7 protein-coding genes are annotated in these 11,953 nt (G+C 68.5%); 3 read left to right on the top strand and 4 right to left on the bottom strand.

Going from position 1 to position 11,953, the window contains the following annotated elements; translation table 11 throughout:
• Positions 1-1,904: Ig-like domain-containing protein (locus D7W79_RS29860; RefSeq protein WP_147442124.1), on the bottom strand; the 1,904-nt coding region annotated here is incomplete at its 3' end.
• Positions 1,905-2,286: 382 nt separating this feature from the next.
• Between D7W79_RS29860 and D7W79_RS43895 the strand changes: the two genes are divergently transcribed.
• Complete coding sequence (locus D7W79_RS43895; RefSeq protein WP_208729874.1) at positions 2,287-3,168, top strand: glycoside hydrolase family 73 protein; 882 nt, start codon at positions 2,287-2,289, stop codon at positions 3,166-3,168.
• 111 nt (positions 3,169-3,279) lie between these two features.
• Here D7W79_RS43895 and D7W79_RS45310 read toward each other — a convergent pair whose 3' ends face one another.
• Positions 3,280-4,047 (bottom strand): MopE-related protein, encoded by a 768-nt coding sequence (locus D7W79_RS45310; protein ID WP_120528776.1) that lies wholly within the window; start codon positions 4,045-4,047, stop codon positions 3,280-3,282.
• 113 nt (positions 4,048-4,160) lie between these two features.
• On the bottom strand, positions 4,161-4,889 hold the full coding sequence (locus D7W79_RS43340) for a hypothetical protein (protein ID WP_147442123.1): 729 nt from the start codon (positions 4,887-4,889) through the stop codon (positions 4,161-4,163).
• 446 nt (positions 4,890-5,335) lie between these two features.
• On the opposite strand from D7W79_RS43340, the gene D7W79_RS45890 reads away from it, so the two are divergent.
• Together D7W79_RS45890 and D7W79_RS29830 are read left to right on the top strand one after the other, a co-directional pair.
• Positions 5,336-8,314 (top strand): chemotaxis protein CheB, encoded by a 2,979-nt coding sequence (locus tag D7W79_RS45890; protein WP_120528773.1) that lies wholly within the window; start codon positions 5,336-5,338, stop codon positions 8,312-8,314.
• Between the two features lie 84 nt (positions 8,315-8,398).
• Positions 8,399-10,084, top strand: a complete 1,686-nt coding sequence (locus tag D7W79_RS29830; protein ID WP_120528772.1) for an ATP-binding protein — start codon at positions 8,399-8,401, stop codon at positions 10,082-10,084.
• 118 nt (positions 10,085-10,202) lie between these two features.
• Here the strand turns inward: D7W79_RS29830 and D7W79_RS29825 are convergent.
• On the bottom strand, positions 10,203-11,953 hold a 1,751-nt coding region (locus D7W79_RS29825; RefSeq protein WP_120528771.1), incomplete at its 5' end, for a family 43 glycosylhydrolase.

Here is an 11,953-nt window from a genome sequence, read left to right as displayed (position 1 = left end):
GCCGTGACTGTGGGGGCGGGCGGCAGGTTCGGATTCACGTCGAAATAGATGTGCAGGATACCGCTCTGGGTACCGATCGCGTCCGCCACCCTCACGACGAAGTCGTGCTGGCCCGTGAAGAGCGAGACCTGGCTCGTGCAGCTCCAGTCGCCGGAGGGCCCCACCTGGGCGGTGCAGATCAGGGTGGCGGACTCGACCACGGAGACGGTGGTTCCCGCTTCAGCGGTCCCGGTGAAGGTGGGGGTGCGTGTCCCGACGAAGGACCCGTCCACGGGCGACGTCACGGTGGGCACCGCGGGGGCGCCCACGCGCACCCGGGTCGCTCCGCTGCCCGTGGGCGGCACCGAGGAGTAGTCCTTTCGCGGCAGCCCACTCGAGCCGGTGCTGGACAGAGTGGCCCGGTTCTCGATGGTGCGGCCCGCGGTCCCTGGCGCGAGCGTCACCCGGAAGACGACGACGGCGGTCTCTGCCTTGCCGATAACGCCTCCCTGGACGGCATCGGCGCCAGTGCCCAGACGTACCTGGACCTGGCGTCTTTCCGCGTCGTACTCGCCGGGATCATCTCCCGGCGCATCCGTCAGCGCGCCCGCGTTGGCGCCCGCCGTGATCTTGAGCGACCCGGGCACGAAGGTGACCTCCCAGGGAAGAGGATCCACGAGCACCGTCTGGGCTCCCGGGTCCTCACCCAGGTTGGTCGTCTCGATGGTGTACTCCAGCTCTTCTCCCGGCCGTGGCAGACCGTCGGGATGGGACGACAGGGGCCGCACGCGCTTCACGGTCCGGGAGAAGTCCGGCGCCCACATGTCGATGGAGAGCACGATGCCGCTCAGCCTGTTGTCGACGTCCTGGGACTGCATCTGGATCGAAATGGGGCTCTGCCCCAGTTTCAAGCCCGCGGTGATGTCCACCACGTCCAGGTCCAGTCCGCCCATCGACCCGGGGGTTCCGGTGAGGCGCGGCAGGTCTCCCTCCTCGCTTCGCGCAACGCCCAGCACACTGCGTGTGCTGTTGAAGAAGTCGGTTGCCGGGTTCTGGGAGTCCCTCAGGGACCTGCCGTTGAAGACCAGCTCCGCGCCGTTGACGGAGGCCGTCCCCTTGAAGCCGGTAACCCCCATCTTCGCCGGGTGCCCTTGCGCGGAGGAGGCGAAGTCCGTGATCCAGACAGTCGAGGAGGTGGTCCCGGTGATTTCGTAGAAGTGCAGCTGGCGCCTGGGCTCGCTCGCCAGTTCATAAAAGACGACCATCCACCAGGCGGCGTGGGGCTGCGGACCCGCGATGCCGCGGAAGTCCAGCGCGCTGACGCCACTGAGCTGGTAGGGCCCCGGCCCGCGGAACTTCACCAGCGCGGTGACATCCACGGAGGCGTCATAGCTGGTGTAGCCGGTGGGGCCCGGGGTGCTTGAGCCGCTGCTGCTCGTCGCCGTCAGCTGGGTGGAGAAGGCGCCCGGACGCGACAGGGTCACCGTCCCGTCCACGACGATGGCGCTCCCGACGGGCGGAAGCACCTCGGTCACCGCGCTCCAGTACAGCCGTGCGTAGGTGACGACCGCGCCGGCCGGCAACACGAGCATCGCCTGGCTGCGCGCGTCCTGGGGGGCCACCGACAGGTCCGCGATGGCCGTGACGCCGTCGGTCCACCAATGCACGTCCGCGGCCACGTCCCCGATGTTGTCGCCACAGGGGCCCACCGTTCCCACCAGCGGGGCGGGAACGCCCTCCCTGCAGTCCTGGGCCAGTGTATTGCCAATCAGCACGAAGTCCCCGTGCTGCACGGACTTGTACCAGGTGGTGTAGGCGGACGTGCTGCCCGGCAGCAGCGCCAGCATCCACGGCAGCAGGAAGGCAATCGTCCGGACGAGGACCGGGAGGCCCCCGGAGAAGGGGGTAGCGTCGCGAGAATCCATGGATGTCTGGGAGACGGTGGCCGCGCGTTCCCTTCGCGCGGAACTCCCAACCACTGTGTCACGGGAGCCGTCAGGGCCGGTAGGGGAGGGGTCTGCTCCGCCCCGGCCCTTCCTCAAGCATCCGCCCCAATCACGGTGTCCAATGGCTCCACCGTGGCGGAGCGCCACCCACGCGCGCCCCGTGTTTTGGGATTTGAGCACTTGGGACGCAAACCGCGTGAAGTTGGCGTGCCATGTAAAGACAATCGTTCGACTCCTTCAGCCTTGCGAGGCCCTTTCCATGGCTATTGCTCCCGCCAGCCAAAGCCGCTCGTCGTCGGTTGCTTCCAGTAGCCTTTCGTCCCACTCCGCCCCCATCGGCCGCTCCTCTCCGAGCCCCAGCGTGGGCCGGACCTCCGCATCCGCCAGCACCGGATATACCAGTCGCTCGTCCTTCAGCAGCGGTACGCCAGGCCCGGCCGCGTCCACCCAGGGCACCGCGGCCCACGCCTCGGGTATTCTGCGCATGGGCTCGCGCGGCAGTTCCGTGTCCTCGCTGCAGAACAGCCTGCGCGCCGCGGGCTTCAACCCTGGCAAGACGGACGGAATCTTCGGCCCGAAAACCCAGACGGCGCTGCACGCCTTCCAGGCGTCCAAGGGCCTCAAGGCCGACGGCCTCGCGGGTCCGAAGACCTTGGGCGCCCTGCGCGACATGGACTCGTTCCAGGCGGCCCGTCCCGCCGTGGCGCGTCCCAACCCGACGCCGCGTCCCGCCGCTCCCGCCTCCGCCCAGTCCGCGGCGCCCATCTCCAAGCTGCCCAGCACTGGAAATGCCTTCATGGATCGCATCGCGGCGGACGCTATCGCCAGCCAGCGCCGTACGGGTGTGCCCGCCTCGGTGACCATGGCCCAGGCGGCCCTTGAGAGCAATTGGGGCAAATCTGGCCTGTCCACCCATGCCAACAACTTCTTTGGCATCAAGGGCAAGGGCCCTGAGGGCAGCGTCAACATGCGCACCCGAGAGGTCTTCCATGGCAAGGAGACCTACGTGAACGCTCCCTTCCGCGCGTACAGCTCGCCAGCCCAGTCCTTCGACGACCACGGCAAGTTCCTCACCGGCAACCGCCGCTACGGCACCGCCATGCAGCACACGAACGATCCCCATCGCTTCGCCCAGGAGATTGCCCGCGCCGGCTACGCGACGGATCCCCAATATGCGAGCAAGCTCAGTGGGATGATCAACAAGTACGGCCTGGAGCGATTTGATCGGTTCGGCGGCGAATAAACGGGTGTCTCCGCCCGCGAGGGTTCGTGGCGCGCGAAAGACGCTCCGGCGGAGTGACGGCCCTCCGGCCGCATGGGCGCGCATGCGGCCGGTCACTTCTTCACGCAGGGCCTACGCGCAGGCGTCGCCCACCCCGTCTTGATCCGTGTCGGCCTGGTCGGCATTGGGCACGGCGGGGCAGTTGTCGACGTCGTCCGCGATGCCATCGCCATCCGAATCCACGACGGCGGGCAGATCAGACCCGTCGCAATCCTGGTCGATGCCGTCTCCCGGCGTCTCGGTGGCTCCCGGGTGGATGCTGGCGTCGCTGTCGTTGCAGTCATTGCCGCCGTAGTTCGTCGACACATACCCATCCTGGTCGGAGTCCCCGGTCTGGGTGGTGCACTGCTTCACGTTGCTGTAGGAGCCCGCGTCATAGCGATCGTAGAGGGCCACCCGGTACTGGTACGTGCTGCCAGGGGCACGGCCGGGGTCCGAGTTGTAGCTCGCGCCCCAGTAGGCGAATGTCTTGATGACGGTCCAGGTGCTGGAGCCGGCGGGTGCACGCTCCAGCACGATGCGATCAAAGTCGGTCGGGCGGGGAGGCAGCGACCACGCCGTATAGAGCATGGTCGTCGTGTCCGGGTAGCGGACCTCGAAGCGGTAGATGCCCTGGAAACCGCTCCACACGTAGAGGCCGCTGAACTGGACCGTGAACGTCTGCCCCGGTCCTACGGTCGTCGTGGGCCCGCACAGCGTCTTGTCGTAGGAATTGAAGTCCGCGTCCGCATAGACATACACCTGATTGGACGGCCCGAACTTCCCCACACCGGTGTTCTTGAACAGCACGGTGACCGTGCCGGTGGTCGCGGCCTCGGCGGACGTCGCGCCTCCCGCCACAGCCTGGGCAGGGCATTGCCAAACGCATTGACCTGACTAACATGAAGCTTCACCGTCTGTATTGCCCGCCCCATCCATTCCCATCCAGACAGAACCTGGCGCCTCGTCCGAAGTTACTCGATGGTCGGGGCCTGGCTCATGCTGGCCGTCGGATCCGCGCTGTCCTGGCCGAGCGCGCCGCCCAACAGCGAACTGCCCGCGGAGCCAACGGCGCCGACGACGCCCGTCACGCCCTGGGCTACGCCCTGCGCGCCCTGGGTGGCGGCCTGCACCAGCTCGGTGATGCTGCTGATCACCGAGACGACGCCCTCCAGCAGCTTGCCAATGCTCTCGGTCTTGCTGGCCCCGGCCGGAGAGAAGCCGTCCGTCTGGAGCGACTGCATCGTGGGTGAGGCGAGCGTGGAGTCAGGCAGCTGGGCGCCGTTGGGCAGCGAGGGCGCGGAGAGCGGGGCGCCAGGCAACTGGGCGCCGCCCTGCAGGAAGGGCGAGGCGAGGTCCGTCAGCTGGGCGCCGGTCTGCAGGAAGGGCGAGGCGAGGTCCGGCAACTGGGTGGCGGCGTCGAGCAGCGAGGACCTGGAGAACCTGGAGTCTGGCTTCTGGGGCGCGTTCGGCGAGTTGGACGAGGAGGGCTTCGCGTCCGGCTTCTGGGGCGCGTTCGGCGAGTTGGACGAGGAAGGCTTCGCGTCCGGCTTCTGGGGCGCGTTCGGCGAGTTGGACGAGGAAGGCTTCGCGTCCGGCTTCTGGAGGGTGTTGGAGGAGCTCGGCTTGGAAGACGGGAGGTCCTGCGCGGGGGGACGGCGGATGGCGTTGGTGGAGAAGCCGCGACCGGAGGAGATCTTCATGGGGGAGCTCGTTTCGGAAGAAGAGGGTGGGGACTGCGTTCAGCGTTGAGTCCACCCAAAGCAGCGGGCGTGCCAGGCCTTCCGAAGCCCCATCGCGCGTCCAACCCGTTGAGCTCATTGGGGCCGCGTGTGGCGCGGCCTCCGTTTCCCCAGGCAGGACCTGGTGACTGCCGTCACGGCCTGATGTGTCCGGTCATCAGGGGGCGGGGGAGCGCGGCCTGAGTGGGCGTGGCAGGGAAGGTCGCAAGGCTCTCCACCGGGCTGGCGCACAGCTCGCGGCACCCGTCCTCACCCTCAACAGGCCTTTTCTTCGCCCGGTGGGTCCCCATCCACTGCCGGCTGGCACGGCGGGTAGAAGGACGGCCAGCAGCGGGAGTCGCGCTGGGCTATCAGGGAGGAAGACTCATTCTGGCGCGATGCCATGACGGGCGCCGAAGGGACTCCTCGTGAAGAAGCAGCCCACCTCCCCCCCGCCGCCACGCCCCCGCGAGGAACATGCGGGCGCGAAGACGTTCCTGGAGCGCTTCCCGGTGGTGGGGATCGGCGCCTCCGCGGGTGGCCTGCCGGCCATCCTGTCCCTGCTGGAGCACCTGCCTGCGCGGACGGGGATGGCGTTCGTGTTCGTGCAGCACCTGTCCCCTCAGCACGAGAGCGCGCTGCCGGAGCTGCTGGGCCGGGGGACGGCGATGCCGGTGGTGGAGGCGTCCGAGGGCCTCACGCTCACGCCGGATCACCTCTACGTCAACCCGCCGGGCGTCAGCCTGACGCTGGAGCGCGGTGCGCTGCACCTGGGGCGGCCGCGCAGCTCGCCGCAGGGGCTGGCGCTCATCGACGACTTCCTGGCATCGCTCGCGGAGCAGGCACCGGGGCGGGCCATCGGCGTCGTCCTGTCCGGCACGGGCTCCGACGGCACCCGGGGGCTGCAGGCCGTGCGCGAGGCGGGCGGCACCACCCTGGCCCAGGAGCCGACGTCCGCCCACTTCGACGGCATGCCACGGAGCGCCATCGCGGCGGGCTGCGTGGATTACATCCTACCTCCCGAGGGCATGGCGGCGACCCTCGCGCAGCTCGCCCACCTGGACGCGCTCGCGCCCCAGGCCCGCGCGGCGCCGGACGCGGCCGCGTCCCTGGCGCTTCCGGAGGAGGGGCTGCAGCGGGTCTTCCGGTTGCTGCGCGAAGGCGTGGGCGTGGACTTCACGCACTACAAGCCCAGCACCATCCACCGACGGCTGGAGCGACGGATGCTCCTGTGCAAGGTGGAGGACCTGGACTCCTATGTCCGCCACCTGGAGGCGCACCCGGAGGAGTTGGACCTGCTCCACCAGGACCTGCTCATCCACGTCACCAGCTTCTTCCGGGACGCCCCCACCTTCGAAGCGCTCCAGCAGAAGGTCTTCCCGGAGCTCTTCCAGGGCCGCCCGCCCGAGCAGCCCTTCCGCGTCTGGGTCCCCGGCTGCTCCACGGGCGAGGAGGTCTACTCGCTCGTCATGTGCCTGATGGAGTACCTGGGCGCCTCGGCCACGGGCCACTCCCTCCAGGTGTTCGCGACGGACGTGAGCGCGACGGCCATCGAGCAGGCCCGCACCGCCTTCTACCCGGAGGCCAGCGTCTCCGGCGTGTCGCCCGAGCGCCTGCGCCGCTTCTTCGTGAAGACGGAGGGCGGCTATCAGATCCACAAGTCGCTGCGGAACGTCTGCGTCTTCGCGCAGCAGAACCTGGTGAGCGATCCGCCCTTTTCGCGGGTGGACCTCATCAGCTGCCGCAACGTCCTCATCTACCTGGGCCCGGTGCTGCAGAAGAAGATCCTGCCCGTCTTCCACTACGCCCTGCGCCCGGGTGGGTTCCTGATGCTGGGCACGTCGGAGACGGTGGGCGCTTCCGCGGACCTGTTCTCCCTGGTGGACAAGCGCAACAAGCTCTACCGGAAGAAGAACACCGCCCCCCCGCCGAGCCTCTCCTTCACCTATCGGGAGTCCCCGGCGGAGCGCCCCTCCAGCGCGCGGCGCAAGCTGGAGCCCAGGGGCGCGGACCTGGATGCGCAGCAGGAAGCGGACCAGCTGGTGCTCGCCCGCTACGGGCCCCCGGGCGTCATCGTCAACGAGGACCTGGAGATCCTCCACTTCCGGGGCCACACCGGGCCCTACCTCGAACCGCTCCCGGGGGTCGCGAGCCTCAACCTCATCCGGATGGCGCGCGAGGGGCTGGCGCTGGAGCTCAGGGCGGCCCTGCACCGGGCGAAGAAGGACGACAGCCGGGTGCGCAAGGAAGGACTGACGCTGTTGGAAGGGGACCGGCAACGCAGGGTCAACCTGGAGGTGCACCCGCTGCGCGCGGCACAGGCGGGCAAGGAGCACTGCTTCCTCGTGCTCTTCGAGGAGGCGCAGGAGGCCGCCCCGGCCCCGGAGCGCGAGGGCCACGCCTCCGCGCCCGACGGACGCGAGGGCGAGCACAGGCGCGAGGCGGAGTGGCTGCGCGAGGAGCTGCTCATGACGCAGGAGCACTTGCAGACGGTCACGGAGGAGCAGGAGGCCACGTACGAGGAGCTGCGCTCCGCCACCGAGGAGCTCCAGTCCAGCAACGAGGAGCTGCAGTCCACCAACGAGGAGCTGGAGACCGCCAAGGAGGAGCTGCAGTCCACCAACGAGGAGCTGACCACCGTCAACGAGGAGCTGCAGAACCGCAACCTCGAGCTCAGCCAGCTCAACAGCGACCTGAGCAACCTGATTGGCAGCACCCACATCGCCACCGTGATGCTGGACAACGGCCACCGCATCCGCCGCTTCACCCCCATGGCGGAGGAGGTGCTGAAGCTCTCGTCCTCGGACCTCGGCCGCCCCCTGCGCGACGTGAAGCTGGCCCTGCCCCTGCCGGACCTGGAGACCACCGTGACCGAGGTCACCGAGCGGCTGAGCGTCATCGAGCAGGAGGTGCGCGACAGCAACGGGCACTGGTATTCGCTGCGCCTGCGCCCCTACAAGTCAGTGGACAATAAAATCGAAGGCGCGGTGATGACGCTCCTGGACATCGACCGGCTCAAGACCAGCCTCGACGAGTCCCAGCGGTCCCGCGAGTACGCCAGGGGCATCGTGGAGACGATGCGCGAGCCCTTCCTGGTGCTGGACGCGGGCCTGCATGTCATCAACGTCAACCCGGCCTTCTACGCCACCTTCCAGGTGAGCGAGGAGCAGACCCTGGGGCGCCCGCTCTACACGCTCGGCAATGGCCAGTGGAACATCCCCCAGCTGCGCCACCTGCTGGAGGAGATCCTGCCCTTGAACAAACACCTGCGGGACTTCGTGATGGAGCACGATTTCGACACCATCGGGCACCGGCGCATGCTGCTCAATGCCCGCCAGCTCTCCGGCGGTACGTCGGGGGGGCCGTACATGTTGCTTTCCATTGAGGATATAACCCGGAGGCCCTGAGTACCTGGGAGGCTCCCCGCCCGGAAGGGCTTCAGGTGAGTCTGATTCGAGTGGGGGGAGTCCATGGAAGGGCGGCGTAGCGGGATGACACGGGAGGACCTCACCCAGGCGATGCGGGCCTTGGAGAACAACCCCAGCGCTCCGGACGAGCTGCGCGGCCTGCTGCGGGAGCTGCAGCGCCACCAGCTGGAGCTGGAGATGCAGAACCGCGAGCTGCAGGAGGCCCAGCAGGCCTTGGAGGAGTCCCGCAACCGCTACATGGAGCTGTACGACTTCGCGCCCATGGCGTGCGTGAGCCTGGATGCGAAGGCTTGCATCCAGGATCTCAACCTCACGGGCGCGGGCCTGCTGGGACAGGACCGCACGCACCTGCAGGGGATGCCGTTCACGCCCTTCGTGGACCCGGCCGACCTGGGCCGCTTCTTCGCCCACGTGCGCCAGTGCATCGACGGGGAGACGGTGAGCACGGAGTTGCGGCTGCGCATCGCGCGGAGGCGGATTGACGTCCGGCTCCACAGCGCGCCGCTCAAGGACGGGAGGCTGCCGGGGCGCATGTGCCGGACCGCCATCATCGACATCACCGAGCTGCGGCAGATCCAGGTGCGCCTGAGCATGTCCGAGCGCCTGGCGGTGGTCGGCACGCTCGCGGCGGGGATCGCCCACGAGGTCAACAACCCGCTGGCCTTCCTCATGGGCAGCCTGAGCCTGGCCACGCACGCGCTGCGGGCCCCGGCACCGGCGACGGTGGATGCGGAGCTGCTCGCCTCCACGCGCCACCTCACCAGCGCGACGCAGGCGCTCGAAGCGTTGTCCCATGCGCAGGCCGGCGCCGAGCGCATCCAGGACATCGTCAAGGACCTGGGCACCTTCGCCCGCCCCACCGCACCCCAGGTGCGCAGCGTCGACGTAGAGCAGGTGCTGGAGCTGGCCCTGAAGATGGCCACGGTGGAGATCCGCCACCGGGCCCACGTCGTGCGGGACTACGTGAAGGTGCCGGAGGTCGTCGCCGACAGCGTCCGGCTGGGCCAGGTCTTCCTCAACCTGCTGGTGAACGCGGCCCAGGCCATTCCGGAGGGGATGGCCTCCCGCCATGAGATCCGCGTGCGCCTCCGGACCTCCGACGAGGGCGTGCTCGTGCAGGTCCAGGACACGGGTGAGGGCATCGCACCGGACGTCCTGGAGCACATCTTCGATCCCTTCTTCACCACGAAGCGGATGGGCCAGGGCCTGGGGCTGGGGCTCGCCATCAGCCACAGCCTGGTCGCCCAGATGAACGGGAGCATCAGCGTGGAGAGCACGCCAGGCGGGGGCAGCACCTTCACCGTCCAGCTCCCGGTGTCCTCGGCGCCGCGAGAGGTCCCTGTGGCGCGCGCCCCTCGCTCCCCCGCACTGACACCTCAGCCCGGAAGGATCCTCATCGTGGATGACGAGCGGTCGTTCGGGGTGACCCTCCGCCTGCTGCTGATGGACGTCCACGAAGCGGACTACACCCCCCGCGCGAAGGAGGCCCTGGAGTGGATCCGCGAGGGGCGGCGCTACGACGCCATCCTCTGCGACCTGATGATGGTGGAGGTGACGGGGCGGCAGTTCCACGAGGCGCTGCGCGAGGAGTTGCCCGAGCAGGCCCAGCGCATCATCTTCATGACGGGAGGCGCCTACACGCCCAACTCCCGGGAGTTCGTGGAGCAGACGACCCGCCCCCTCATCACCAAGCCCTTCAAGCGCGAGACACTCGACGCGCTGCTGGTTCCCCTGCTTTCGCGCGCATGAACTGGCGTCCGCTGCCGGCAGGCGTCACATCTGCCTCTCGACGCATCCATGCTTCTCTGGCTGCGCCGAGAAGCGAGCCCCCGCGTGGGGGAGCTCGCCGCTCGCGCGCGGTGACGGGTCAGTCCTTCAGCTCGTAGACGCGGACGTAGTCGAAGTTGGCGACGAAGCCAGCTCCAGACTGGGACACCAGGCCAATGCGCGCCCCTGTTCCCAGCTTGTGCGTCCACGTCCCCGCGCGGCTCCAGTAGCTGCCGTCCCGGCTGGAGTACGCGGTGAAGGACTCCTCCTGCCCCACGATGCGCCGGGCCACCCGCAGCCACAGCGTCTCATCCGCGGGGCCTCCCGCGGTCTCTCCGTAGCGCGGGTAGCGCGCGGGCACGCCCGGGCCCACTTCCTTGGCGAAGGCAACCTGGCGCGTATCCCAGTACGAGAACTGAACGAGCTTCACGTAGTTGTCGTCGTCGCTGTGGATGACGAGGCCCGACTGGACGAAGTTCTGGCAGCAGCCCTCCGGAGGCAGGTTCATCTTGAGCTTCGTCTCGACCAGGTAGTTTCCGGCGGGGGCCTGCTCCCAGAGGATGGAGGCGTTGTCGCTATCCTCGAAGAGGTCGGCCGCCTGGGTGTTGAAGCGGAAGGTGCCATCCTCCAGCCCGAAGTCGGACGGAGGAGGCGGGCGCACCCAATTCCACTGCCCGCCGAGCACCGTGCCGGTGAACTCATCCGAGGCCGCGGGGAGGAGCGCCCCGGGCTCGTCCTGCTTCGCCAGCACCATCGTGTAGCGGCTCTTCGTGTCCTCCGCCTCGCCCGCCGGCGCGGGCTGCTCGGTGTCCGAGGGCCCCTGGCCGCCGCGCACCACGGGCCATTCGTCTACCCAGTCCAGCGCATCCATCAACACCGGGCGCCTGGGGAGCAGATCGCCATTCTCTGTCGGAGCCATGTAGGGGTTCGCCGTGTCAATGGCGTGATAGAGAATCCAGTCCTGGCCGCCCAGGTCCGTGAGGAACGTGTTGTGGCCCGGGCCCACCCAGCGGTTGCCATTGAGGCTGAGCACCGGGGTGCCACCCACGCGGCTGGCGGTCAGGGGGACACCCTCGCGATCCACGAAGGGACCCAACGGACTCAGGGAGCGCCCGGCGAACACGCTGTAGCCGCTGAGCGGGCCATTGCAGCAGTTGGTCGAGGAGCCGAGCAGATAGTAATAGTCCCCGTGTTTGATGATGTTGGCGGCCTCGTAACGGTTGGGGATGGTGACCTCCACCTGCGAGGCGACAGCGGAAGTCAGGCCATCCTCCGAGAGCTGGCGCACGGAGATGCCACCGAAGTAGCTCCCGTAATAGATATACTTGTGACCGTCGGCGGCGATGAGCACCTCGGGATCAAACACCCACCGGCGCTCGCCCTTGCAGCAGGGCGCATCGTGGGGCTCCACGGTGGCCTGATCGGCGTGGGTCCAGGGACCCATCGGGCTGGTGCTGGTGGCCACGCCAATGGCGCTGCCACCGGCCCGCGTGTCCACCACCGTGTAATACAGATAGTACTTCCCCCCGAAGAAGGTGATTTCAGGCGCCCAGAGCGCCGTCTCCGGCTTGGCCCAGGCCGGGGGCGCCGAGAACGCGTCTCCGACGTAGGTCCAGGTCACCAGGTCATAGGATTGGAGGGTGGGGATCAGGTGCCGTCTGTAGCGGCCCGCAGAGTCCTTGTCCTGATCGTTGAGGGGATCGGTCGTACAGTACATGTACCAGCCCGTGTCGCCCTCCTGCTGGCCGCGGATGATCGTAGGGTCCGCGCAGGTCTCGACACGCCCATCACCCGGGGCCGCGATCTGCAAGGGGTTGGTGAAGTTCTTCGTGACGGGCCCGGGAGGCGGAG

The organism is Corallococcus exercitus (assembly GCF_003611585.1).
Lineage (GTDB): Bacteria > Myxococcota > Myxococcia > Myxococcales > Myxococcaceae > Corallococcus > Corallococcus exercitus.
Note: the sequence above shows the minus strand (reverse complement) of the source record. Positions and strands in the feature narration are given on the sequence as shown.